General features: G+C 62.1%; 27 protein-coding genes. 14 read left to right on the forward strand and 13 right to left on the reverse strand.

Features of this window, described 5'->3' with window-relative positions; all coding sequences use genetic code 11:
* The first annotated feature begins 17 nt into the window (after positions 1–17).
* The 6 genes from ACZYHG_RS27230 to ACZYHG_RS27255 all read left to right on the forward strand — a co-directional run bounded on the left by ACZYHG_RS27230 (position 18) and on the right by ACZYHG_RS27255 (position 6,531).
* Complete coding sequence (locus tag ACZYHG_RS27230; RefSeq protein WP_464611197.1) at positions 18–812, forward strand: class I SAM-dependent methyltransferase; 795 nt, start codon at positions 18–20, stop codon at positions 810–812.
* A 244-nt stretch (positions 813–1,056) separates the two neighbouring features.
* A complete protein-coding gene (groES, locus tag ACZYHG_RS27235; protein WP_006203049.1) occupies positions 1,057–1,353 on the forward strand; it encodes a co-chaperone GroES in 297 nt (98 codons plus the stop codon).
* A 62-nt stretch (positions 1,354–1,415) separates the two neighbouring features.
* The gene (gene groL / locus ACZYHG_RS27240) at positions 1,416–3,071 is read left to right on the forward strand and encodes a chaperonin GroEL (RefSeq protein WP_464611198.1); all 1,656 of its coding nucleotides are present in this window, start codon (positions 1,416–1,418) and stop codon (positions 3,069–3,071) included.
* Positions 3,072–3,419: 348 nt separating this feature from the next.
* The gene (locus ACZYHG_RS27245; protein ID WP_464611199.1) at positions 3,420–5,471 is read left to right on the forward strand and encodes a pilus assembly protein TadG-related protein; all 2,052 of its coding nucleotides are present in this window, start codon (positions 3,420–3,422) and stop codon (positions 5,469–5,471) included.
* Positions 5,472–5,479: 8 nt separating this feature from the next.
* Positions 5,480–6,094, forward strand: coding sequence for a TadE/TadG family type IV pilus assembly protein (locus ACZYHG_RS27250; protein ID WP_464611200.1), 615 nt, complete (start codon positions 5,480–5,482; stop codon positions 6,092–6,094).
* Positions 6,091–6,531, forward strand: coding sequence for a TadE/TadG family type IV pilus assembly protein (locus tag ACZYHG_RS27255; protein ID WP_464611201.1), 441 nt, complete (start codon positions 6,091–6,093; stop codon positions 6,529–6,531). Before ACZYHG_RS27250 ends, ACZYHG_RS27255 begins: the two co-directional genes overlap by 4 nt.
* 48 nt (positions 6,532–6,579) lie before the next feature.
* Here the strand turns inward: ACZYHG_RS27255 and ACZYHG_RS27260 are convergent, their stop codons facing one another.
* The 8 genes from ACZYHG_RS27260 to ACZYHG_RS27295 form a co-directional block, all read right to left on the reverse strand.
* Complete coding sequence (locus ACZYHG_RS27260) at positions 6,580–7,191, reverse strand: LysE family translocator (RefSeq protein ID WP_464611202.1); 612 nt, start codon at positions 7,189–7,191, stop codon at positions 6,580–6,582.
* Positions 7,192–7,268: 77 nt separating this feature from the next.
* Positions 7,269–7,616 carry a YkgJ family cysteine cluster protein gene (locus ACZYHG_RS27265; protein ID WP_464611203.1) on the reverse strand — a complete coding sequence of 116 codons (348 nt, stop codon included), beginning with the start codon at positions 7,614–7,616 and terminating at the stop codon, positions 7,269–7,271.
* Positions 7,617–7,620: 4 nt separating this feature from the next.
* Positions 7,621–7,785, reverse strand: coding sequence for a hypothetical protein (locus ACZYHG_RS27270; RefSeq protein WP_464611204.1), 165 nt, complete (start codon positions 7,783–7,785; stop codon positions 7,621–7,623).
* Position 7,786: 1 nt separating this feature from the next.
* A complete protein-coding gene (locus tag ACZYHG_RS27275) occupies positions 7,787–8,194 on the reverse strand; it encodes a hypothetical protein (RefSeq protein ID WP_027034612.1) in 408 nt (135 codons plus the stop codon).
* Positions 8,194–8,421, reverse strand: coding sequence for a hypothetical protein (locus tag ACZYHG_RS27280; protein WP_027034611.1), 228 nt, complete (start codon positions 8,419–8,421; stop codon positions 8,194–8,196). The genes ACZYHG_RS27275 and ACZYHG_RS27280 overlap by 1 nt, the downstream gene beginning before the upstream one ends.
* 329 nt (positions 8,422–8,750) lie before the next feature.
* Positions 8,751–8,960: a cold-shock protein gene (locus ACZYHG_RS27285; protein WP_010915421.1), complete on the reverse strand. Its 210-nt coding sequence runs from the start codon at positions 8,958–8,960 to the stop codon at positions 8,751–8,753.
* A gap of 207 nt (positions 8,961–9,167) precedes the next feature.
* Positions 9,168–10,538 carry an HD-GYP domain-containing protein gene (locus ACZYHG_RS27290; protein WP_464614803.1) on the reverse strand — a complete coding sequence of 457 codons (1,371 nt, stop codon included), beginning with the start codon at positions 10,536–10,538 and terminating at the stop codon, positions 9,168–9,170.
* A gap of 125 nt (positions 10,539–10,663) precedes the next feature.
* Entirely contained in the window at positions 10,664–11,317 is a 654-nt protein-coding gene (locus ACZYHG_RS27295; RefSeq protein WP_464611205.1) for a glutathione S-transferase family protein, read from the reverse strand.
* 197 nt (positions 11,318–11,514) lie between these two features.
* Between ACZYHG_RS27295 and ACZYHG_RS27300 the strand changes: the two genes are divergently transcribed.
* A complete protein-coding gene (locus ACZYHG_RS27300) occupies positions 11,515–11,694 on the forward strand; it encodes a CsbD family protein (RefSeq protein WP_464611206.1) in 180 nt (59 codons plus the stop codon).
* A 46-nt stretch (positions 11,695–11,740) separates the two neighbouring features.
* Here the strand turns inward: ACZYHG_RS27300 and ACZYHG_RS27305 are convergent, their stop codons facing one another.
* From ACZYHG_RS27305 to choX, 3 genes are all read right to left on the reverse strand, one after another.
* Positions 11,741–12,874, reverse strand: coding sequence for a metallophosphoesterase (locus ACZYHG_RS27305; RefSeq protein WP_464611207.1), 1,134 nt, complete (start codon positions 12,872–12,874; stop codon positions 11,741–11,743).
* A gap of 99 nt (positions 12,875–12,973) precedes the next feature.
* Positions 12,974–13,810, reverse strand: coding sequence for an alpha/beta fold hydrolase (locus ACZYHG_RS27310; RefSeq protein WP_464614804.1), 837 nt, complete (start codon positions 13,808–13,810; stop codon positions 12,974–12,976).
* Positions 13,810–14,748: a choline ABC transporter substrate-binding protein gene (gene choX, locus ACZYHG_RS27315; protein WP_464611208.1), complete on the reverse strand. Its 939-nt coding sequence runs from the start codon at positions 14,746–14,748 to the stop codon at positions 13,810–13,812. The genes ACZYHG_RS27310 and choX overlap by 1 nt, the downstream gene beginning before the upstream one ends.
* A gap of 80 nt (positions 14,749–14,828) precedes the next feature.
* Between choX and betI the strand changes: the two genes are divergently transcribed.
* The 7 genes from betI (at position 14,829) to ACZYHG_RS27350 (ending at position 21,082) form a co-directional block, all read left to right on the forward strand.
* A complete protein-coding gene (gene betI, locus ACZYHG_RS27320) occupies positions 14,829–15,467 on the forward strand; it encodes a choline-binding transcriptional repressor BetI (protein ID WP_464611209.1) in 639 nt (212 codons plus the stop codon).
* A 106-nt stretch (positions 15,468–15,573) separates the two neighbouring features.
* Positions 15,574–16,347: an SDR family NAD(P)-dependent oxidoreductase gene (locus tag ACZYHG_RS27325; protein WP_464611210.1), complete on the forward strand. Its 774-nt coding sequence runs from the start codon at positions 15,574–15,576 to the stop codon at positions 16,345–16,347.
* 269 nt (positions 16,348–16,616) lie between these two features.
* Positions 16,617–17,168, forward strand: coding sequence for a DUF805 domain-containing protein (locus tag ACZYHG_RS27330; RefSeq protein ID WP_464611211.1), 552 nt, complete (start codon positions 16,617–16,619; stop codon positions 17,166–17,168).
* 241 nt (positions 17,169–17,409) lie between these two features.
* Complete coding sequence (locus ACZYHG_RS27335) at positions 17,410–18,399, forward strand: glycosyltransferase family 10 domain-containing protein (protein ID WP_464611212.1); 990 nt, start codon at positions 17,410–17,412, stop codon at positions 18,397–18,399.
* Positions 18,400–18,516: 117 nt separating this feature from the next.
* Positions 18,517–19,914 carry a class II fumarate hydratase gene (gene fumC / locus ACZYHG_RS27340; protein WP_464611213.1) on the forward strand — a complete coding sequence of 466 codons (1,398 nt, stop codon included), beginning with the start codon at positions 18,517–18,519 and terminating at the stop codon, positions 19,912–19,914.
* A gap of 178 nt (positions 19,915–20,092) precedes the next feature.
* On the forward strand, positions 20,093–20,515 hold the full coding sequence (locus tag ACZYHG_RS27345; RefSeq protein ID WP_464611214.1) for a DoxX family protein: 423 nt from the start codon (positions 20,093–20,095) through the stop codon (positions 20,513–20,515).
* A 162-nt stretch (positions 20,516–20,677) separates the two neighbouring features.
* Positions 20,678–21,082, forward strand: coding sequence for a DoxX family protein (locus ACZYHG_RS27350; RefSeq protein WP_464611215.1), 405 nt, complete (start codon positions 20,678–20,680; stop codon positions 21,080–21,082).
* 52 nt (positions 21,083–21,134) lie between these two features.
* On the opposite strand, the gene ppx is transcribed toward ACZYHG_RS27350, so the two are convergent.
* Together ppx and ACZYHG_RS27360 are read right to left on the reverse strand one after the other, a co-directional pair.
* Entirely contained in the window at positions 21,135–22,670 is a 1,536-nt protein-coding gene (ppx, locus tag ACZYHG_RS27355) for an exopolyphosphatase (protein WP_464611216.1), read from the reverse strand.
* Complete coding sequence (locus ACZYHG_RS27360) at positions 22,670–24,871, reverse strand: RNA degradosome polyphosphate kinase (protein ID WP_464611217.1); 2,202 nt, start codon at positions 24,869–24,871, stop codon at positions 22,670–22,672. Before ACZYHG_RS27360 ends, ppx begins: the two co-directional genes overlap by 1 nt.
* Positions 24,872–24,940: the final 69 nt, after the last annotated feature.

A 24,940-nucleotide genomic window follows, 5' to 3' on the forward strand; every position in this document is an offset into this window, starting at 1 on the left:
CCGGCTTGGGGGCGTGGATGACCGACCATTGGAATGCCATTCGACAGCACTGGCAATTGCTAGGGCCACCGTTGCGGCCGCCGGCGGAAGCGGTTGAGGCCTATGAGCGTGAGCTAGACCTTTCGAAGGCGCACATCATTCTGCTCGGCGTGACGCCGGAACTCGCCGGGCTTGGGACGACGATGACGGCCATCGACGAATCCTCTGACATGATCGCCGGTATCTGGCCAGGCGACACCGCGTTGCGAAAGGCAATCAAGGGCGACTGGCTCGACTTGCCGGTGTCGGACGCAAGCGTCGATGCGGTGATCGGCGACGGCTGCCTGTCGGCGCTCGGCCTTTCAACCGCGCGCCGGGCGCTGTTTGCGGCGATCGCCGGCGTACTGCGCACCGACGGCCGAGCGGGACTGCGTCTCTTTGCCGGTCCCGAAACACCGGACGATCCGGCGGCGGTGCCGGCGCTTGCACTGTCGGGCGGTGTCTCGACCTTCCACGAACTCAAATGGCGCGTCGCCATGACCACGACGGGCGATAAGCCCGACCATGCCGTTCCGGTCAGGACGATCGCGGAAAGGTTCGACGCATTGTTTCCGGACCGCGAAGTGCTTTCGGCTCGCACGGGCTGGGACCTGCGAACCATCGGCACCATCGATGTCTATCGGAACTCGCCGGCCATCTACAGCTTCGCGCCGGCGACCAGACTGGTGAGCGAGGCGGAAGCCTTCTTTGGCGATGTCCGCATCGCTCCAACCGGAAGCTATGGACTTGCCGAGCGGTGCCCGCTGCTCGTGCTTGGGTCGCCAAGACGCTGAAGCAAGGCACTGAAGATAGCAGGACCGTGTTTCGAGCTGGGACGCGCGCAACCCAGAATTTCTGAACCGCACGGCAGCACGAGAAAAATTTCCTGCGATCGCCCCTTGCCACGCGCCTTGACTCTCGAAAGCCCCGCGCCTATTTCAGCGCGACGTTAGCACTCGCCTTTGGTGAGTGCTAACTCATATCCGGCGCCGCCGGATGGAGGAACTGTTTCTCACCGTTCTCATCGAGGAAGAAAAAATGGCAAAGTCGAAATTCCGCCCGCTTCATGACCGCGTGGTCGTTCGCCGGGTCGAATCCGAATCCAAGACCGCCGGCGGGATCATCATCCCGGATACGGCAAAGGAAAAGCCGCAGGAAGGCGAGATCATCGCCGTCGGCTCCGGCGCTCGTGACGAAGCTGGCAAGCTGGTCCCGCTGGACGTCAAGGCTGGCGACCGCATCCTGTTCGGCAAGTGGTCGGGCACCGAAGTCAAGCTCAATGGCGAAGACCTTCTGATCATGAAGGAATCCGACATCATGGGCATCATCGGCTGATTATCGGCCTAACCGTCAACTGAATTCCGGGCTTACCCCAAGCCCTTGCCAGGAGCTAAAAAATGGCTGCCAAAGACGTAAAATTCTCCCGTGATGCCCGCGAGCGCATGCTGCGCGGCGTCAACATCCTCGCCGACGCGGTGAAGGTGACGCTCGGCCCCAAGGGCCGCAACGTCGTCATCGACAAGTCGTTCGGCGCCCCGCGCATCACCAAGGACGGCGTCACCGTCGCCAAGGAAATCGAGCTTGAAGACAAGTTCGAGAACATGGGCGCGCAGATGGTCCGCGAAGTTGCTTCGAAGACCAACGACATTGCCGGCGACGGCACCACGACCGCGACCGTTCTGGCGCAGTCGATCGTCCAGGAAGGCCACAAGGCGGTTGCCGCCGGCATGAACCCGATGGACCTGAAGCGCGGCATCGATCTGGCCGTCACCGAAGTCGTCGCGGCTCTCGGCAAGGCTGCCAAGAAGATCAAGACCTCCGAGGAAGTTGCCCAGGTCGGCACCATTTCGGCCAATGGCGACGAGTTGGTCGGCAAGATGATCGCGGAAGCGATGCAGAAGGTCGGCAACGAAGGCGTCATCACCGTCGAGGAAGCCAAGACCGCCGAGACCGAACTCGAAGTCGTCGAAGGCATGCAGTTCGACCGCGGCTACCTCTCGCCCTACTTCGTCACCAACGCCGACAAGATGGTTGCCGAGCTCGAGGACGTCTACATCCTCCTCCACGAGAAGAAGCTCTCCAACCTCCAGGCCATGCTGCCGGTTCTCGAAGCCGTCGTGCAGACCTCCAAGCCGCTGCTCATCATCTCGGAAGACGTCGAAGGCGAGGCTCTGGCCACGCTGGTCGTCAACAAGCTGCGTGGTGGCCTGAAGATCGCCGCCGTCAAGGCTCCGGGCTTCGGTGATCGCCGCAAGGCCATGCTGGAAGACATCGCCATCCTCACCGGTGGCCAGGTCATCTCGGAAGACCTCGGCATCAAGCTCGAGAATGTCGGCCTCAACATGCTCGGCCGCGCCAAGAAGGTGTCGATCTCCAAGGAGAACACCACCATTGTCGACGGCGCCGGCAAGAAGGCCGAGATCCAGGGCCGCGTTGCCCAGATCAAGCAGCAGATCGAAGAGACCACGTCGGACTACGACAAGGAGAAGCTGCAGGAACGTCTCGCCAAGCTGGCGGGCGGCGTTGCGGTGATCCGCGTCGGCGGTGCGACGGAAGTCGAAGTCAAGGAAAAGAAGGACCGCGTTGACGATGCGCTGAACGCGACCCGCGCGGCCGTGGAAGAAGGCATCGTTGCAGGCGGCGGCGTTGCTCTCTTGCGCGCTTCGGCCAACATCAAGGCCACCGGCGCCAATGCCGACCAGGCTGCTGGCATCAACATCGTGCGTCGTGCTCTGCAGGCTCCGGCCCGCCAGATCGCCTCGAACGCCGGTGCGGAAGCTTCGATCGTTGCCGGCAAGATCCTTGAGAACAAGGGCGCGACCTTCGGCTACAACGCCCAGACCGGCGAATATGGCGACATGATCGCCATGGGTATCGTCGATCCGGTCAAGGTTGTCCGTACGGCTCTCCAGGACGCGGCCTCGGTCGCCGGCCTGCTCGTCACCACCGAAGCCATGATTGCCGAAGCTCCGAAGAAGGACTCGGCTGGCGGCGGCATGCCTGGCGGCATGGGTGGCGGCGGCATGGGCGGCATGGGCGGCATGGATTTCTAATCCAGCCAACCTGGCTTATGCATACGGAAAGGGCGGCAGCGATGCCGCCCTTTTTCGTTGTTCGGGTCCCGGGAGTGATCCGGAGACTTCCTCCTCACCTCATATTCCTGAGGCGCCCTTGATCCGCGCCATCACGTCGCCCCTTATGCTCGCATTCGTGACGCTGCTTCTTTCGCGACCAGTTTCCTAGCAAAATCAGCAACTTCGATTACATTCTGGCAACGCAAAGCAAATTTGTCGGACAATATTTTTTAACATATTTGCGATTACTAAAGGGTGAGAGCACGGCCAGGTTGATCCTGCGTGTGGCGTGTCGGGTACCAATCGATGCAATTTTTCCGGCGATTTTTGCGGAACCGCGACGGCAACGTGCTGATCATCTCGGCGCTGATAATGCCGGTGTTGATCGGCATGGCCGCCCTGGTGACCGAATATGGCGCAGCGCTCGTCGAGCGGGCCGATAATCAGCGTGTAGCCGACCTGTCAGCCTATGCAGGCGCGCTTGCCTACAATGCCAACAAGTCCACCGACCAGATGACAGCCACCGCCGTCGGCGTGGCGGTGCTCAACGGCGTTCCCGCCACCAATATCCAGGTCAGCCTGGTTGCCTCGCCGAGAACGTCCGGTGTCAACGCCGTTTCGGTGTCGATCAACACCTACAGGACGCTGTTCCTGGCACGTGTCCTCAATGATCGCCAGCAATTGCAGATCTACGCCAATTCGGTGGCCGAGGTTGGTGCGCAGCCGCAGACGCCGGGATGCATGCTGGCGCTTGACGGCACGCAGACCGGCGTGACGCTGAGCGGCGGCACCTCGATCTCGGCGCCGAAATGCACCGTCTCTTCCAACAACACAGTGACTGTGCCTTGCGGCACCAGCATTTCGGCGATCGGCGTCAATTACAATTCCGCGGCCGCTCCAAGCCAACCTTGCGGCGGCATTACCGGCCCAGGCGGGGCGGCAGCGGTCATCACCAAGAAGTCGACCCCCGATCCGCTGGCCGGCAATGCAGCTGTCACGGCGGCCGTGGCGCGCTTTTCAGCCGTGGCCGCGCTGTCGGCGACCACCGCCCCATCGGCTCCGACCAACACGACCGGCACCAGCATTGATTTCGCATGGGACCAGACCGCGACAACGAATGCAGCCATAGCCGCTGGCTGCACGGCGGCCTGGTCGCAGCCGACATGGACCTTCAGTTGCGGTAGCAAGACGACCGTCAATTTGGGGAACGTCACTATCGGTGGCGGCATCAACCTGAATTTCGCGCTGAATGGCGCGGCAACGACCACCTACAATTTCGCCGGTGATTTCACCACCAGCGCCACCACCAATTTCGGGCCAGGCACCTACAATTTCGCCAAGACCCTCACCACAGCGGGAACCACCACTTTCAGTGCCGGCACCTATAATTTCGGCAAGCAGGTGACCACCGGCGGAACCACCACCTTCGGCGCCGGCGCTTTCAACCTCGCCAAGGGTTTGACCACCGGAGGCGGCGCCACCACGACGTTTGGGGCGGGCACCTTCAAGGTCGGCCGCAGCGACACCGCCTGCAACGGTTCGGGACAGGTCAGCATCTGCAACACCTCCGTCTTGACCTTTGGCGGGCCGAGCATTTTCGAGCTCCCCGGCGGCTACACCAACACTGGTGGCTCAACACTGACCTTCGGCTCGGGTACGACCAATTCCTACAAGATCGGTCCCGGCAGCAATGGTGACGCCATCACGCTCGGCGGCGGCTCGCAGACGATCATGGCCGATGCAACAGGCGCCAGCAGCGTCTTTCAGGTCGTCGGCAATGTGAATGGCGGCGGCGGTGGCAGCTGCTTTGTGGTGCCGGTCGCGGCGCAGCATGACATCGCCGGCAACTTCATCGGCTCGGGCGCCATCCTGCTCGGTGCCGGCGTCTACACCGTGGACGGCTATTTCGCGCTTGGCGGCAATGGCGGCGGCAGCGCCAATTGCAACGGCAGCACGATCAGTGTCAGCGGCGCCAATGTGACGCTGGTGCTGTCCGGCAAGGCCAAATCCAGTTCGGGAAGCTGCAACGGCTATGTCTTCTGTGTGGCCGCCGGCTACAGCAACATCGTGCTCAGCGCGCCGCAAACGGGAGCAACGGCGAAACTCGCGGTGATCGGTCCGACTGCGACCACGAATACCGGCGGCGCGACTTTCGCCGAAGGCGGCTCCAACGCCCAGATATCAGGCGCTTTCTACTTTCCCTACGGCCCGATCATCATGAATGGCGGCTCGAGCGTGCTGGGATCGAAGACCGACACGACCAAGTGCCTGCAGATGATCGGCTCGCGCATTACGCTATCGGGCGGCACCGCGGCCGCGTCGGAATGCATCGCCGCCTCAGGTAGTAGCACCAGCAGCAAGGTGAGCCTCGTGCAATGAGAAAGCTGTTGTTCTGTCTCGGCCGCAGCCTGCCTTTTAGGGGACGTTCCGCACTCGTGGACTTTCTGCGGCACCAGAAGGCCGGGGTGTCGGCGGTCGAGTTCGCTTTGGTCAGCCCTGTGCTGCTCGTGATCCTGGCCGGAACCGTCGACATTGGTGGCTCGCTAAAGGCCAAATTCGAACTGAGTTCGGCGGTCTCGGCCGGCTCGAACTATGCGCTTCTCAATGGCGACAAGGTCAATTCCTCCGGCGGCAGTGCGCTGGCCGGCAACATCGCGACGATTGTCACGAGCGGCCTGAGCGGCCTGAGCGGCCTGAGCGGCAATGGCGGCAACATACAGGTGCTCGTCAACAACGGTGCCACACTTGCGTATAACGCCACCACATCCACGGCCACCCAAACCGGCACCGCTGCCAATGCCGACCTGTGCTACTGCCCGAGCAATTCGGGGGCCGTGGCCTGGAGTTCGCCGGTGGCGTGCGGCAGCATCTGCAGCGCCGGCGGGCTGGCTGGAAAATTCGTGACGATCTCAGCCAGCAAGCCCTACACGCCGCTTTTCGGTGGCTTCGGCATCGTCAGCAACGGCAACATCACCGTCCAGTCGGTGGTGCAACCGCAATGAGCCTTCGCCGATCCTTCCTGCGTGACAGATCCGGCGCCAACGCGGTGGAATTCGCGCTGCTGTCGGTGCCGTTGCTGATGGTGCTGATGGGCACGTTCGAGTTCGGCCGCATGTACTGGGCCCAGCACGTGCTGAATGAGGTTGCCGCGGCAGGGGCGCGTTGCGTCGGCGTGCTGCAAAGCGGCTGCACGCTGAACGGCGTCTACGATGCGCCCAGCGCGGTCAGCTATATCAGCAGCAGGGCGGCAACCGACGGGATTGTTCTCAGCGGCACCAACATCACTGTCGCCAACAACACCACCTGCTCGGGCCTGTCCGGCTTTTCAAGCGTCCAGGTTTCCTACACCTTCGCCACCGTGCTGCCGGCCTTGCTGACGTCGCTGATCAACGGCCCGAACCTCAGCGCCAAGGCTTGCTTCCCTAACCAGGGCGCCTGATGCAATTCCCTGGGGAATTGCATCAAAACAAAAAGCTGGAGCGCGAGATTACCGGTCCGCCAGTGCCAGCTTGGCGCCGAGCATGACGAAGGCGCCCGCAAACGTCCTGCGCATCCAGGTCAGCACCATTGGCCGTGACACGACATGGCTGCGGATCGAAGCGGCGAAGATGCCGTAGCCAACGAAAACCACGAAGGTCAAGAGCATGAAGACGCTGCTAAGCTCCAGCATCTTCGACAGCGCGTTGGGCTCGGTGGTGCTGACGAATTGCGGCAGGAAGGCAAAGAAGAAGATCGACAGTTTCGGATTGAGCACGTTGACGAGGATGCCGGTGGCAATCACCTTGCCGGCCGAGCGCGGCGCGACATTGTCCTCGACGCTGAGGCCGCCCTTCTCCTTCAGCGTGTTCCAGGCCATGTAGATGAGATAGGCGACGCCGATATATTTCAGGGTCTCGAAGGCGACCGCACTGGTGTGCAGCAGCGCAGCCAGGCCGGTGATGGCGGCAGCCATATGCGGGATGATGCCGAGCGTACAGCCAAAGGCGGCAATGATGGAGGCCCGCGCACCGCGCGAAAGCCCGGCGCTCAGCGTGTAGAGAACGCCGGTGCCGGGCGAAGCCACGACGATCAGCGACGTCAACAGAAACTCGATGCTCACGATGATTTCCTCCGGCGCCCTGCCCTGACGCAGCGTAGCCAGCAAGCAGTGTGTGCACAAGCCACAGCCAGCCGTCCCTAAGAGGTCGGAAATCCCTGCGCCCGGCGCGCCATCAGGCATTCGTCATCGCCGGGCATGCAGGCGCGGCAGACATCCGGGCGCAATTCATAGATGCCGCAAGCGGTCGACTTGCCGACTTCGCCTGTAAGAGCCGAGCAGCGCACGCCCTCACAGCGCATGCCGGACAGGTCGGCCGCCACATATTTTTCAGGAATCCGGTCGAGCTGCGCGTCATCCTCGGTGGAGAAGCGCGGCCACTCTGCCGAATAGGAACAGCACGCGCCGCAGCTCTGGCAGTCGAAATCGGGCGTCACCAAGCCACGCGGCGCAAGAACGGCGAGGTTGCGATCGGCGTCCTGCGGCAAGGCGCTACTTCTTCTTGCCCGCCTTGCCCTTCGGTGCGTCCGCCGGCGACTTGAACAGATCGGTCGCGGCCTCGGCAGCTTCGTTGGCCTTCGCGGCAACCGGCTTGGCCGGCTTTGCAGCGGGAGCCGGTGCTGCAGTCTGGTCCTTGGTGGAGAATTTGATGGCCATGTCAGTCCTCGTCGGCGAAACGCGATGATGGAGCGCGCGGATTGCGCAAGCGGCCGATCAGCGCCGAGACGGCCGTGATGTTCATTTCCTCGGGCGACCAGTTCCTGGCCTCCGCGATGTGATGCGGCGCCAGTTCACGATGCGTGCTGCCGCTGTAGGCGGCATCCTGGTGGGTCACCCGCTCCTGGGTCTTCTTGTCCTCGCGGACATATTCGATCAGGTAGTTCGGGGCTTCGGCGCGACCGCGCACGCCGACGCGCACCTGGGCATCGCCGTGCGCGCGCTTGCAGCGTTCGAGTTTTTCCAGCACGCGCCGGACAAATTCGACCGGCTTGTCGAGGCCGTCGACCATGTCGGCGATGGTCGCATCGGCCGCGATCGGCGTTGGCGGTACGCGCTTGGTGGCCATCAGCGTTTTCCGGCTCGCTTGGGCAACGCAGCGAGCGCTGCGGCCGCTGCCATCTCGTCAGCTTCCTTTTCCAGCCGCAGTTCGCGCAAGCGGGCGGTCTTGGCCTCACGCGCTTCGCTAACGGCATCGCGCTCGGAAATGATGCGGCCGAGCGACATCGACTGGGTCTGTGTCTTGCTGAACAGCGACACGGCCGGCTCGGCGGCTGTCTTCGAATGGGCGGTCAAAATCTTTCTCCTGTCAGGAGCCTGGTGCCAATAGGGCGAGGCCGCACGCACGAAGCAATACGGCAGCGGATTCAAATTGCTGGAGCGTCCCTTAGCACGTTCGGCCCAATGCGCATCGCATTTTCGGCGCCAACAAGCGTAAAATGAAAAAGGCCAGGCACCGCCTGACCTTCCATGGGAGCGCCGCGCATCCAGATGGATGCACAGGAAACACTCCTCTCATGCGCATGATGTGCCTTGGAAACTCAGGTCTCCGCAGCCATGCGCCAGAATTCGCCATTCACCGGTGCCAGTACATCCGTGGTCACCGGGAAAGCTGAATTCTTTTTTCAGGCCGCCTTCAACTGGTCGGCGGACATCTTGCCCGACTTGTTGTCGCGGACCATCTCGTAGCCGAGCTTCTGGCCTTCGACGATGTCGCGCATGCCGGCGCGCTCTACGGCCGAGATGTGGACGAAAACGTCGGCCGAGCCGTCGTCAGGCTGAATAAAACCAAAGCCTTTGGTGGCGTTGAACCATTTAACTGTGCCGGTGCTCATGACGAACCCTTTCCATGGCAAATACTCGTTCGCCGTCATGCGAATGCACAACGTCGTTTGTCTCGATTTTTGATGTGGGAAGTTCGTCAAAGGCGCGCTCAAAAGCGCGGATAACAAAAGTCAGTCAAACAAATATCGACGAATTTCTTGTAGGACTATTTCGCCGTGATGTCAAATGTTGTTCAGACCAGCAGCAAGGCCGTGTGCTCAGGCCGCCATCCGATCCAGTTGCAGAACGGCACGTTGCAGTGCCTCGAAGCAGTCCGGGTCGATCGCCGTGCCAACATCGCCAGCCATGATCCCGAGAGCTTTCGAGACCGGCATGGCCGCGCGGTACGGCCGCTCCGCAGTCAATGCGTCGAAGATGTCGGCCGCTGTGACGATGCGCGTGTCGAGGTCGATCGCATCCGCCGCAACGCCGCGCGGATAGCCCTTCCCGTCGAGCCTCTCGTGGTGAGCGCCGGCTATCCGTGAAAGTTCGCGGAACGCGCCAATCCGCGACAGGATGATCTCGCCGAGTGCTGGATGGTGACGAACGGCAGCCCATTCGGCCTCGTCCAGTTTGCCGGGCTTGTCGAGAATCTGGTTGGAAACGCCAAGCTTGCCGATGTCATGCAGCAAGGCGGCGCGCTTCAGCCGCCGCCGGCGCTGATCATCCAGCCCAAGTTCCTCGGCAATCAAGTCCGTGAACAAAGCGACACGCTCGCTGTGGCCGTTGGTGAACGGCGATTTGGCATCGACCACCTTGGCGAAGGCGGCGGCGACATCATCCAGATAGTCATCGTCGATAGGCAGACGATCATCTCCCGGCGACAGCTCGATGACCGCCATGGAAAGCTCAGGCGAATCGAGCATGGCCCAAAACCCTGGCGCGCTGGCAGCCCGCTCGCAGGCGGTGACAAGCCGGGGTTCAAGCCAGGTGCCTGAGCGCGCGCGCAACTCGGCGATAGCCCCCTCGGGGCCGGCACTGGCGTAGAAGACGTCGGCGATCTGGGCGACCAGCGCGATGCGTGCCAGCGGTGAGATCGCTTCCCCGGCCAGGCGGGCCGGCTGGCCCTGCCCGTTCCAGTGCTCGTCAAGATCCATGACGCCTTGCGCCACGGGTTCGGGAAACCGCATCTGCCTGACGATCTCGGCCCCAGTCTGGCAGCGGGTCTGGAACAGCTCGTTGGCGATGGTGCCGCCATTCATGGCGATGTTGAGCAGCGCCCGGAACCGTTCGGCAAGCTTGGCCTTCATACCGGTGCGCGACAGCACGAAGCGCAGGATCTGCGGCAGGCTGTCATTGACGAGATGGAAGTCGTGCTTGAGTGCGATGTCATCGGCCAGATAGAGGCTGCAGATGCGCGCCGCGTTACTGCTGCAACCGACATCCTTGAGCAGGAGCGTGTAATAGAGATGCGAAAGCTCTGTCTGTGACAGGCCAATCTCGCGGCCAATGTGAAAGCCGATCCAGCAAGCACGGACGCAATGGCCGGTCGGGTGGCCTTCACTGATATCCAGCGCATAGCTGAGCGCGCTGACCAGTTCGGAAAGCCCGACGCCGCCGCTCGGCGACCCTTCCTTCGACATGCTCATCATGTTGCCACCCCTGACACGCTCGATGGAAGCACAAAGGCGCTTAACGTTCCGTTCCACTTATGGCTGTAGCGGGTTGTGGAGGCCGAGCGAACCTGTTTGGAAGCCCGGCCTTGTGGCGAGGCTCACTCGTCCGGGCCTGGCTCCGGCCATGGCTCCTTCGCCGCTTCCGCATACCAGTGGCGCATTGCCGGAGTCGCCAGGACGGCGTCAACATAGGCTCTGGTGTCGGATGCCAGATCCCCACCGTAAGTGTCGAAGCGGGTGACGACGGGCGCATACATGGCATCGGCCGCGGTGAAATGGCCAAACAGGAACGGGCCGCCCTTGCCGTACTTTTCGCGACACTCGCGCCACAGCGCTTCGATACGCGCCCGCTGCGCCTCGCCTTCGGCGTCGAGCGGCTTGTGTCCCTTCGGTCGCCGCAAATTCATCGGCCAGCCATAGCGGACCTCGCGAAAGCCGGAATGCATCTCGGTCGCCGCCGCACGTGCCAGCGCGCGAGCGCCGATATCGGCCGGCCACAGTTTTTTGTCGGGAAACAGGTCGGCAAGATATTCAAGGATGGCAAGGGTTTCCCAGACGATCCTGCCATTATGATTTAGGACCGGTACCTGACCGGTCGGCGACACCTTCGCCAAATTGGCAAAAGTCTCGGGCGTGCGCAGCCGTACAAAGCCTTCCTCGAACGGTATCTCCAGATGCCGCATCGCCACCCATGGCCTGAGCGACCACGAGGAAAAGCATTTGTTGCCGATATAGAGTGTGAATTCCGTCATTTTTCCCCCTGGAACGCGATCGCCCTGATGCTCATCAGCCTGTGCGTTGTCGCAGCCTAACCTGCCAGCCTTGCTGCCGGAAGCGGTTGCACAAACTCATCTGATTCTAATGGGAGGCCTGGAACGAAAACGACGCCAGCCCGTTTATCCGCGCGGACGAATTCCCCGGAATTCAAGGACTCCCAGGAGATGCGAAAGTGGTGAACAGGGATCAGGTTGCCGGCATTGCCAAGCAGATCAAAGGCTCGGTCAAACAGGTTGCTGGCAAGGCGACCGGGAACAGGCGAACCCAGATTGAAGGCATGGCCGACAAGGTCGCCGGCAAGGTGCAGAAAGCCTATGGCGATGTGAAGGCCAAGGTCAGGAAAGCATTCTGATATCTGTTTTGTCGAAGGAGAAGGCGGCCGCGAGGGGCCGCCTTTTTCATGTGCCCCAGTCCCGGCTGAAGGCGTTGGTGAAGGCGACCCCGCCGTGGTCATCGGTCGCCTCGCCAAGCACCACGTCCATGCCATCGCTGGTCACCCTGGCCACGGCGAAACCGCCCATGTAGGCGGCGTTCGGCTTGAACAGATCAAGCCCGTCACGATGATAGATCAGCGACGTTTCATGCTGATGGCCGTGGAAGATGCCGATGACATTGTAGCCCTTCAGCGCTGCCAGCAGCGCCTGCCTGTCTGCCTCGCCCCACCAGTGCGGCGCACCGGCGCCATCATCGTCGTAGGTTCTCTTGGCAGGATCCCACCGCTCCGTCGAGAATGTGTCCCAGCCATAGTGCTGGAACAGGATGACCGGCCGCCCATCCCCGGCATAGGTCGCCAGATCCTGCTTGAGCCATGGCAGGCTGCCATCCGCGCCATGGCCCGTATCGCCAGCGAAACGATGCGTCTGGACAAGGTGCAGGCCGCCCCAATCCCAGGAATAGCAGTCGGTCTCGACATCGTAGTCGGTGGCCGGCACGGGCGGCTTGAAGAACACGCCCGCACGGTGATTGACCTCGACATAGTCGCGCAGTTCGCGCCGGTACCAGTCGACATGGTGCGGCGGACCATTCTGGTCGAGATCGTGGTTACCGAGCCCGACATAGACCGGCATGTGGACGCGATCGGGGCCAACGCCCTGGCTGTAGCGTTGGCTGAATTGCAGCAGTTGCGTGCCCTCGCTCGGCTGGGTGATCTGACCACCACCATCGTCGGTGATGTCGCCGCCGACCACAAGGCCGAGCGGTGTGCCAATCCGGCTGCCGGCAGAGCGCAGGCCGGTGGCAGCGCCGTTGATCTCAACCGGCCACTCCTTGTCGCCGACGGCGTTCAGTGCCGCAACATTGCGCAGCAGTGCGGCGTCGGTCTTGCCTTCCAACTGGCAGTTGGGGCTCAGGCCGCTTGCCATGCGGCAGGCATGGACATCGGCGATGAACAGGAAGGTGGCGTCGATGGGCTGGATGCGCTGGCCGGTCTGACTGAGCGCCGGCCGTGACAGCGCGCCAGCCGCGGCAAGACCACCAGCCTGCATCAGAAAGCTGCGTCGTGAAAGCAATTTTGGCCACCGGTGATTCATCATCGATGGAGTTTCAGCACAAGCGGCGTCCGTCCGTCCAGTTTCAGCAACGTCACGGCTGCGTGGGCCGTCGGAATGACGTCTGGCACGGTACCGCTTGGTCTATCCGCTCCTGAACGTCCTATGGATCAGCTCGGCGACAAAGGCCGGATCCTCCCAATGCGGATTGTGGCCACATGTCTCGGCGCGGACCAGGCTTGCTCTGGATAGAGAACGCGACAGCGCCTCCTGGTGCACCTCGCTGAACAACGGGTCGAGGACGCCGGCGATGATCAGCGTTCTGACGATCACCTTTTGTGCCGCATCGGTCAGATCGGCAAGGCAAATCTCTTCCAGGATGGCGCGCCAGCGCGCCGCGGGCATCGCCGAGGCGTCGTTGGCCAGACCGGCAAGAAATGGCTGAGGCACACCAGGCCGGCAGGCATGCCACCAGGCGTAGAACGGATCGGCCGGCGATATCGGATCGCGCAAGGCCTGCACGCCCACGACCAGCGAATGGTCGCGCGCGAAATCGGGCTTCAACGTGCCGGCAATAACCACCAGCCCGCCGATGAGGCCGTTGTGCCGCGCAGCCAGAGCGATGGCCACCATGGCACCCAGCGAATGGCCAACGACAACAGGCCGATCGAGCCGCAAATGCCGGATCAGGTCGGCAATGTCATTGGCGAAGTCCGCGATAGCGCAGCCCTTGCCCGCCTGTGACGCGCCGTGGCCGCGCAGGTCGGGCATGATCAGCCGGCGGCCGGCCAGATGCGGCGCCAGTAGCGAAAAGCTGCGGCTGGTGTCGGTGAAACCATGCACCAGAACCAACGCCGGTTCTGCACCGGCAACCTCGACATAGGCGATCTCGAGGCCGCCGGGATCGGCGAATTGCTTGCGGCCGGCCCAGGCGTCCTGGTCAGCCCAGGTATCCGGCACCGGCTCCATCGCGACCGGCATCACAGGCCGAGCTTCTCCTTGACCGCGGCAAGGCCGGGCTTGCCGTCGAACGTGGTGACGCCGGCGAGCCAGGCGTCGAGGCGGTTCTTGTTCTGCGTGATCGCCTTCAGCGCCCCCTCCTCCGGCTTCAGGCCGTCATTAATGAGGTAGCCCATGCCGACATTCTCGAAGTCGATGTCGAAAGCGAGATTCTTGAGGAATTGCGCGACATTCGGGCATTGCTGCAGATAGCCCTTGCGCACCTGCGTCGTCACCGTCGCGGCGCCGAAATTCGGGCCAAAGAACTTGTCGCCGCCGGTCAGATATTTGAAATCATACATGGTGTTCATCGGATGCGGCGCCCAGCCCTGGAAGACGATGAACTGCTTCTCCTTGATCTCGTAGCCGACCTCGGAAAGCATGCCGGCCTCGCTCGACTCGACCACGTGCCAGCCGTCAAGGCCGAAGGCCGGATCGGAGATGGCGTCCATCATCAATTGATTGGATCCGGGTTCGATGCCGTACATTTTCTTGCCGAATTTGTCGGCGAATTTGTGCAGGTCGGAAATGTCCTTGACCCCGGCCTCCCAGACATAAGTGGGTACGGCGAAGGTGTATTTGGCGCCGACGAGATTGACGCGGACATTCTCGATCGAGCCGTCCTTCTTGTAGGGCTCGTAATAGGTGACCATCGCCGGATCCCAGTAACCCAGGAACAGGTCGAGATCCCTGTTTTTCATGCCCTCATAGATGACGTTGATGCCGAGCACTTCGCTCTGCGACTGATAGCCGAGCGCTTGCAGCAGGACGTTGGCCACTCCTGTGGTGAAGGCGAGATCGTTCCAGCCGGGTTCGGCCATGCGAACGGCCCTGCACTGCTCAGCCTCGGCCGCCTGGGCCGCGTGAGACGCCAGCGCCAACACAGCAAGGCACACGCCATTCGCAAGGATGCGCAACATTTCGGTTCTCCTCTTCTCTAAATTGACCTACTGGTCATTTTATTGTCCCACTGGTCAATTGTTGATCTGGCTGGACGAAAATGTCAACGTGGATTCGTCATGCATGGATCGAACCCGTGAAACTCAAACGTCTCGGTGACATACGCCGCAAGGAATTGCGGCAGGCCGCCTTCGCAGTGCTAGAGCGCGAAGGCATTGCAGGTGCTACCCTGGAAAAGGTCGCCGCCCATGCCGGAGCCTCCAAGGGCATCGTGCTGCACTATTTCCGTAACAAGCAGGAATTGTTCGAGCATGCGATGCGCGAGGCCAATGCCGTGCTGCGCGACGCGGTGGTCGCCCGGCTTCGCCTGGCACGGACGCCGATGGAGCGGCTCGATGCGGTGATCGAAGGCAATTTCGAGGAGCATCTTTTCCGGCCGCCGTTATGCCATGCCTGGCTTTCGCTCTGTGCCGAGGTGCCGCGTGATGAGAAGCTGGCGCGCATCCAGAAGGCGCTGCACGCGCGCATGCGCTCGAACCTTTTGTCCGGCCTGCACGGCCTTGCCTCGAAGGCGGATGCCGACGACATCGCGCTTGGCGTCACCGCACTGATCGACGGGCTTTGGCTGCGGCTCGGCCTTGAGCCGGGCAGCGTCTCGCGCGAACAGGCGATCCGCCAGGTCAAGGATTTTGTCAGCGCGCGGCTTGCCATGCGCCGGCCTGCGACCGCCGGCGCGTAAACTGGCGACTGTCGAAGTTCATACCGTGCGATAGGCGGGCGGCTTGACCATGGCTAAGGATCCGCGGTGCTCTCAAGGTGATCCAAAGCGAGCCTCGGAGTGCCCGATGAGACTGCAAGACAAGCGTACGCTGGTGACCGGCGGCTCGGACGGCATCGGGCTGGCAATCACCGAAGCGTTCCTGCGCGAAGGCGCTGATGTCCTGATCGTCGGCCGCGACGCCGGCAAGCTCGAAGCCGCGCGCCAGAAGCTGGCGGCTCCCGGCCCGGCCGGTCAGTTGGAGACAGTGTCGGCCGATCTTGCCACCAGCCCCGGCATCACAGCTGTTGTCGAGCACGTGAAAGTCTCCGGCCGGCCGCTCGACATTCTGGTCAACAATGCCGGTGTCGCTTACCTCGTCCCGTTCGAAACGGTCAGCGAGGCGCAGTTCCAGCATTCCTTCGCGCTCAATGTGACAGCGGCGTTTTTCCTCACCCAGGGGCTGCTGCCGCATTTCGGCCCCGGTGCGTCCGTCATCAACATCTCTTCCTATTTCGCCAGCAAGATGATCCCGAAGCGGCCATCGAGCCTCTATTCCCTGTCCAAAGGCGCGTTGAACTCGCTGACCAAATCGCTGGCATTCGAGCTCGGCCCGCGCGGCATCCGCGTCAACGCCATCGCGCCGGGCACAGTCGACACCGCCATGCGGCGCAAGACCGTCGACACCCTGCCAGCCGAGGCACAGGCGGAGCTTGGAGCCTATGTCGAACGCAGCTACCCGCTCGGCCGCATCGGCCGCCCCGACGACCTCGCCGGAATGGCGGTCTATCTCGCCAGCGACGAGGCCGCGTGGACCAGCGGTGGCATCTTCGCAATCGATGGCGGATATACTGCGGGGTGAGCGCCGATTGCGCCACTGCGTGAGACCGGATCGGCGCGTTGTTGTTCGGATCCAGATAAAATCCGATCATCAACCAAGCGGCTGTTTTCGGTTACCGGGTGCGATCCTCGTCGACAGAAATACAATACCAATCTCTATTTATACATACCCTTTCACATCAATTAACCATCGAAACAATTGACCTATCATACCCATGATCCCGCCTGAATATATTCAGCAACTTTTTACGCAAGCAACGAATATTACCCTCGCTGCCGATGGGGGTGTAGATGAATCTTCTGTTTGGATTTTCCGGGCGCATCGGGCGTGGGCAATGGTGGTTGGCCCAGCTCGCAGTCCTGGTCCTGTTGGTGGTGACCGTCGCCGCCCTTTTCCATGTCGTGGGCATATCGGCCGGACACAGGCTCAGGGCGCTTCAATCAGACAGGCTGAGTGTCAATCTGGTGCTGCTCATCGGCTCCGCACTTTCGCTCTGGATCAATTTCGCCGCAACGATCAAGCGGTACCATGATCTCGACAAATCAGGCAGTTGGTCCCTGCTGTTGTTCATCCCCTATATCGGCGGGCTATGGGTGCTCGTCGAATGCGGCTTTTTCTCCGGCTCGGACGGCAACAACGACTACGGCTCGCCACCCGGCGCGGATGATTCGAGGAGCGACCTCAACGCCCACATCTCACGCATGAAGGCCGAACGCTCAGTTCAGCAGCAATCGCGACCGGCCAGGCTGGAACAGCAAGCGAGCAAGATGGATTCCGCACCTCCGGCACCGCAAACGAGGCGTCCCACCGGCCCCACCGGATTTGGCCGCCGCGGCCGTTAGGTCAAGGAAGAGAATTCCGCGAACATGCAGCGGGAAGCCATGCGGCAGGGTAAGAATGGCCGCGCGAAAACGACCCTGGCTGCCATCAATAAGGACCGCATCAGCGGCATGCGAAAGACAAAACGTGTCTTTTGTGGGGAATGGGGCAGGCCGCTGCCGGGTTCGACGGTCCGTCGCTTGACCAGCCTTCCAATTCCGCGTCAATCACTGACAACGAAAGTGTTTCGGATATCGGGATATCATGTCGTCAAACGATCCGCTGATCCTTTTCTACACGACATTCTTCCGCAAGCCCGTGGACATCGCATCGATCAAATGTGACTTGCCGGGGCGGTGGACCCTGGACAAGCGCCGGCTCTCCGAGGCGGCGGCGGTGGTCTTTCATATTCCTGACTATCGCGAATTTGGCGATGCCCGCAAATATCCCGGCCAGGATTGGGTGGCCTGGTCGATGGAGAGCCGCCAGAACTACGGCGTCGTTACCAAGCCGGATGTCATGAAACATTTCGACATCACGATGACACACGAAACATCTTCCGACGTCTGGATGCCCTATTTGCCCCTGGCCCGCGAGTGGCAGGAAATGGTCGCCAAACCAATCGCCGCGAAGACGGAGGAAGCGCCCGTTGCGCTGTTCCAGTCCGCGCAATTGACCCGCAGCGGTCGCATCGATTTCACGGCCCAGCTCTCACGCCATATCAAGATCGATTCCTATGGCAGGCACTTTCACAACCGAACGATCAGCGGCCCGGATCTCGGCCGGAAGACCAAGATCGAAACCATTGCGCGACACATGTTTTGCCTTGCATTGGAAAATTCAGTCGAGCCCGACTACGTCACCGAGAAGATCTACGACGCGTTTGAGGCTGGCACGGTGCCGGTCTACCTTGGCGCCCCTAACGTAGGTGAATTCGTCCCGGCAAACTCTTATATCGACGCCAGCGCCTTCGCCGACACCAAGGACCTCGCAGCCTATCTCAAGCACTTGATCGGAACGCCGCGAGAGTACGAGGCCTATTTCGCCTGGCGCTCGGAACCGCTGCCCGACAGCATCGTCAACCGCCTGCGCGGATTGGAAACCCCTCCATTCTGTCGATTGATGAACCTCGTGCGTCAACGCGTGGAAGAGCGGCCGAAACCGGCATCCGCGCGGCCAACACTTCCTTTTGGCCGCTACGCCTCCTTGCGTACGCAGTGGCGCCGCTGGAGGGGAAGGATTGCGACATGGTGATCGAAGATGCAGCCCACCCTTCAACCGATTTGCATCCTCAGGCCGCCCATTCTCCGCTTGATGCCTGTTGTGCAACGCGATAGGCCGTTGCCGAATTCGATAGACTGGAGAACCCGCGTGAGCGCTCAAAAGACCAGAACCGAAACCGATACGTTCGGCCCCATCGAGGTTGCGGCTGACCGTTATTGGGGCGCGCAGGCGCAGCGTTCCCTCGGCAACTTCAAGATCGGCTGGGAAAAGCAGCCAGTTTCGGTCGTGCGCGCGCTGGGCATCGTCAAGCGGGCGGCGGCGGAAGCCAACATGGAGCTGAAGCGGCTCGATCCGGCTATCGGCAAGGCGATCATTGACGCCGCGCAAGAGGTCATCGACGGCAAGCTCAACGACCACTTCCCGCTGGTGGTCTGGCAGACCGGGTCTGGCACGCAGTCCAACATGAACGCCAATGAGGTGATCTCCAACCGGGCGATCGAGATGCTGGGCGGTGTCATGGGCTCGAAGAAGCCGGTGCACCCCAACGACCACGTCAATATGAGCCAGTCGTCGAACGACACCTATCCGACGGCCATGCACATCGCCTGTGCCGAGCGTATCGTGCACGACCTTCTTCCGGCGCTGAAGCACCTGCACAAGGCGCTCGCCGCCAAGAGCAGGGAGTTCAACCACATCATCAAGATCGGCCGCACGCATACGCAGGATGCGACGCCGCTGACGCTGGGCCAGGAATTTTCCGGTTACGCGGCGCAGATCGCCTCGTCGATTAAGCGCATCGAACTGACGCTGCCTGGCCTGCAGGAGCTGGCGCAAGGCGGCACCGCCGTCGGCACCGGCCTCAATGCGCCCGTCGGCTTCGCCGAGCGGGTGGCTGATCGCATTGCCGCCATCACCGGCATTTCCTTCGTCACCGCGCCGAACAAGTTTGAGGCGCTCGCCGCTCACGATTCCATGGTGTTCTCGCATGGCGCCATCAACGCGGCGGCCGCCGCGCTCTTCAAGGTTGCAAACGACATCCGCTTCCTGGGTTCCGGCCCGCGATCGGGTCTGGGTGAATTGTCGCTGCCGGAAAACGAGCCGGGCTCGTCGATCATGCCGGGCAAGGTCAATCCGACCCAGTGCGAGGCGATGACGCAGGTCTGCGTGCAGGTGTTCGGCAACAACGCGGCCGTGACCTTCGCCGGCAGCCAGGGCCATTTCGAGCTCAATGTCTACAATCCGCTGATGGCCTACAACTTCCTGCAGTCTGTGCAGCTGCTCGCCGACGCCTCGGTCTCGTTCACCGACAATTGCGTCGTCGGCATCGAGGCACGTGAGGACAACATCAAGGCGGCGCTCGACCGTTCGCTGATGCTGGTGACGGCGCTGGCCCCGACCATCGGCTATGACAATGCCGCCAAGATCGCCAAGACGGCCCACAAGAACGGCACGACGCTGCGCGAGGAAGCGCTCGCCACCGGACTGGTCAGCGAGGCCGATTATGACCGGCTGGTGCGGCCGGAGGATATGACACATCCGGGGTAAGTTGTTTTGCGGCGGGAGAATTTACTCCCGTCACCGCATCAACCGACACGAATTTCGCGCTTCTTGGCCGATCACGGAAATGTACGGCCTGTGAACGATGTGTCGCCGGTTAGGCGGCTTTGGTGAACAGTCGGCATCGTCTATCTCTCCGGCATTCAACCCAGTCGGAGAAGTCACCATGTCCATCAACACTTCCGCTGCCGGCGCCGCCACCGCGTCCAACAGCTCTGTCACCATCCTGCTCGGCCGCATCCTGCTTGCGGTCATTTTCCTGCTTTCCGGTTTCGGCAAGCTCACCGCCATTTCCGGCACCGCAGCCTATTTCGGCGGCCTCGGCCTGCCCCTTCCGACCGTAACGGCCGTGGTCGTCGGCCTGATCGAACTGCTCGGCGGCCTCGCCATCCTCGTCGGTTTCCAGACCAGGACCGCGGCCTGGGTGCTCGCGGTCTTCACGGTCGCCACCGGGCTGGTCGCCCACACAGGCTGGGCTGACCAGATGCAGATGATCCAGTTTCTCAAGAACCTCGCCATCACCGGCGGCTTCCTGCTGCTGGCTTCTTCGGGCGCGGGCGCCTTCTCGATCGACGCCAAGCGCGGCTGAACTCCCTTCCAAGCTGCCTTCCCAGGCATGACAGAAGCGGCGCGGAATTTTCCGCGCCGCTTTTTCGTTGTCTGAAGTAGCCGGTTTCGGCTGCAGCCGCGCAGGGGTAAGCTGCGCGGAAGCCGGATCGAGCCCGATCGGGCACAGGCAAGGGAGGTGGCTATGGCTCGCAACGCATTGCTTCTGGTTTCGCGACTGCTGTTTGCCGTGATGTTCGTACCGTCCGGCTTCCAGGCGCTCGCCAACATCGCCGGTACATCAGATTATTTCGCCGGCCTCGGCCTGCCGCTGCCAGCGCTTGCTGCCTGGGGCACGGGCCTGTTCGAGCTGATCGCTGGCTTGCTGATCCTCATCGGCTTCCAGACCCGAATCGTGGCGCTGCTGCTGGCGGCCTTCTGCGTCGTTGCCGGCTTCATCGGCCATTACGGCCAGGGCGCCGGCGACGCGATGCTCGCCTTCCTGCACCAGCAGATGCTGATGAAGGACATCGCGATTGCAGGCGGCTTCCTGGCGCTGGCGATGGCTGGTGCGGGCGCCTGGTCGGCCGATGGACGCGGTCCGGTTTAATATCGTCTTAAATCCGCGTGGGTCAGATAAATCACGCTCTGATAGGCCGCGCCTATTTCACCGAAACGCTAGGGCCACCCTCCACCGCCAGCACCAGCCTGCGGTTGGTGATTCGTGCCAGCTGCGCCAGCCGGCCGGCTGGACGCTCACCGTAGAGGTCGGAGAGCGATGCCGGCAACACCAGCGCCAGCACGCCATTGGCGCGCTGTTCCCATTTCAGCCTGGGCATGATGCCGGGCATCGAGGCCGTCAGCAGATAGACGACGCGCATCATCGCCGCCAGCACCCGGGCCCGCTCCAGATAGCGCGGTGTCGCCAGCGCCTTGATCTCGGGCGCGATCGCCTCGTTGAAGATGCCGTCGTGACGATAGGCGTTGGCAAGCGCCAGGAAGGCGCGTCCGGGATGGTCGACACCGAAGAAGGAGGCGTGCGCAATGATGTTGAGCGACTGCCTGCCGCGATATTCGGGATGCGCGCGCCAGCCTATGTCGGCCAGCAAGGCGGCAGAGTGGCGGTAGCGCGCCTCGTCCTCGGTCTCGTCGATGCCAAAGGCGGCAAAGGTCCTGGCGGTCCAGTCGACCAGTTCATGCGCATGGGTGACCGAGCGCGAGCGCAGCCGGGCGAGTTCCTCGGACGCCGAGATCAGTGGATCGGCCTTCTGCTCGGCCGCATCGAGCAGCGAATAGAGGAAGCCCTCGCGCACGCCGAGCGCCGAGACGATGATCTTCGACGGCTGCATCGCCGCCATGATTTCCTGCAAAACGATGGCGCCGTAGGGCAGCAGCGAGCGGCGGTTCTTCGAAACGCCTTCGATGCCCTTGACCTTCTCGATCTCGCCTTTCGCCACCTGCTTCAGGAAATTGGACGCGCTTTCGATGCCAATCTCGTAGTGGTGCATGACGCCAAGCGGATAATTGGTCATTTCCATGTGCAGCCGGGCGAGGTTTCGCCATGTGCCGCCGACGGCGTAGAAGGGTCTGCCCTGCCCGCCTTTGAGCAGCTTGGCCCGCGCCAGTTCGTCACGTGCGATTTTCTGCGCCTGGGCAAGAGAGTTTTTCGCCATGTCCTGCAGGCGCAGGCCGCCCAGCGGCAGCGTTATGCCGTCGCCGATCGCTTCACCATTGACGTCGACCAGTTCGAGGCTGCCGCCACCCAGATCGCCGGCGATGCCATCGGCCGGATGAAAGCCGGAAATGACGCCCAGCGCCGAATAATAGGCCTCCTGACGGCCGCTGATCACGCGGATTTCGGTCTTCAGCACCTCCTCGGCGCGATGGATGAAGTCCGGACCATTGATGGCCTCACGCGCGGCAGCGGTGGCCAGCACATACATATGCTCTGCGCCCGCCTGATCGGACAGCGCGCGAAAGCGGCGGAACTCTTCCATCGAGCGGGTCACCGCTTCGGGGTCGAGTTTGCCGGTCGAAACGATGCCGCGGCCGAGGCCGGCCAGCATCTTTTCGTTGAACAGCATGGTCGGCGAGCGCGCCAGCCCCTCATAGACGACGAGACGGATCGAATTCGATCCGATGTCGATGATGGACAGCGGTCGGCGGTCCTGCAGCCGGCCCTGGGAATCAGACATCATCAGGTGGACGCTGCGGTGTTCTTCTTGCGGCGCTTGAACTGCGCGATGCGCTTGGGCGCATGCGACTTCAGCGCGTCACCCCGTCCCGACAGGCTCGGATTGGTCATGAAATATTCCTGCGCGTTGAACGGTTCCTCGCCCTCCTCCAGCACCACGCGCCGGGAGGTACCATCTGCCAATACGTCGAAACTTTGCTGATTGTCCATGATGTTGCCCAGCATGATCTGGCCCAGGATCTGTTCATGCACAGTTGGATTGGTGATCGGCACCATGGTCTCGACACGACGATCGAGATTGCGCGGCATCAGGTCGGCCGAGGAGATGTAGACGATCGCCTCGTCCGACGGCAGGCCGTGGCCATTGCCGAAGCAATAGATGCGGCTGTGTTCGAGGAAGCGGCCGACGATCGACTTGACCCTGATGTTTTCCGACAGGCCCGGCACCTGCGGCCTCAGGCAGCAGATGCCGCGCACGACGAGGTCGATCTCGACGCCGGCGCGGCTGGCGTCATAGAGCGCGTCGATGATGATCGGATCGACCAGCGCGTTCATCTTCATCCAGATGCGCGCCGGCTTTCCTTCGAGCGCATGAGCGACCTCGTCGGCAATGTGCTTCAAGATGCGGCTTCTGAGCGTGAACGGCGAAATCGCCAGCCGCATTTCAGCGGTCGGCTCGGCATAGCCGGTGATGAAGTTGAACAGCTGGGCGACGTCACGGGCGATCGTCGGATCAGTGGTGAAGAACGAAAGGTCGGTGTAGATGCGCGCGGTGACCGGGTGGTAGTTGCCGGTGCCGAGATGCACATAGTTGCGCAGCTTGCCGTCCTCGCGCCGCACCACCAGCGACATTTTCGCATGGGTCTTGAGCTCGAGGAAACCGAACACGACCTGGACGCCGGCGCGCTCAAGATCGCGCGCCCAGCGGATGTTGGCCTCCTCGTCGAAGCGCGCCTTGAGCTCGACAAGTGCTGTCACCGACTTGCCGGCTTCGGCCGCGTCGACCAGCGCGCGCACGATCGGGCTGTCGTTGGAGGTGCGGTAAAGCGTCTGCTTGATCGCCACCACTTCCGGATCAGCCATCGCCTGGCGCAGGAACTGCACCACGACGTCGAAGGATTCGTAGGGGTGATGGACGACGATGTCCTTCTCGCGGATTGCGGCGAAACAGTCGCCGCCATGCTCGCGGATGCGCTCGGGAAAGCGCGGATTGTAGGGCGTGAACTTCAGATCGTCGCGGGGGATGGAGACGATTTCGGAGATCTGGCTGAGCGCCAGCGGGCCAGTCAGCACGCTGATACGGCTCGACGACACGCCGAGCTCGCCGGCGACGAAGTCACGCAATTCGCCAGGCATCAGCTTGTCGAATTCGATGCGGATCACCGAACCGCGGCGGCGGCGCTTCAGCGCCGTCTCGAAAAGGCGCACGAGATCTTCCGATTCTTCCTCGACCTCGATATCGCTGTCTCGAATGATGCGGAACGTGCCGGAACCCTTGACCTCGTAGCCGGGGAACAGCTTGCCGATATAGAGGCCGACCGCCTCTTCCAGCGGGATGAAGCGGACATGGTGCTTGCGGTCGGGCAAGCGGATGAAGCGCTTCAGCGCCACTGGCAGGCGCAAGAGCGCGCTCATCTCCTCGCCGTTCTTGCGGTGACGAAGCTGCAGCGCCATCGAGAAGCCGAGATTGGGAATAAACGGGAATGGATGTGCCGGGTCGATCGACAGTGGGGTGAGCACCGGAAATACCTGCTCCTGGAAGTGGTCTTCCAGCCAGACCTTCTCGTCCTTGGTCAGAGCATCTCGCGCAATGCTTTCGATGCCTTCCTTGTTGAGCAGGACGGTCAGCGCCGAAAAACTCTTCTGCTGGTCCTCCTGCAACCGTTCGACCTCGCGCAGCAATTGTTCGAGCTGCTGCTCGGGCGTGCGGCCGTCGGGGCTTTTCAGCGTGATTCCTTCGCGCACCTGGCCGGCGAGGCCAGCGACACGCACCATGAAGAACTCGTCGAGATTGGCTGCCGAGATCGACAGGAAGCGGACGCGCTCCAGCAATGGATGATGGGTGTTCAGCGATTCCTCAAGCACACGGCGATTGAACTGCAGCCAGGAAAACTCGCGGTTGACGAAGCGATCCGGGTTGCCGCCCTCTGAACTGGCCACCTCGACATTGACGAATTCGCTCTGCACCGGCTTCAGTTCGTTCATGGTTCCTGCCCGCAACCGTTCCTTTGGGAGCGCCGCCAGATGGCGATGGACGCTCTAACATGCTTTTGT

The sequence above is a fragment of the Mesorhizobium subarcticum genome, assembly GCF_055456085.1.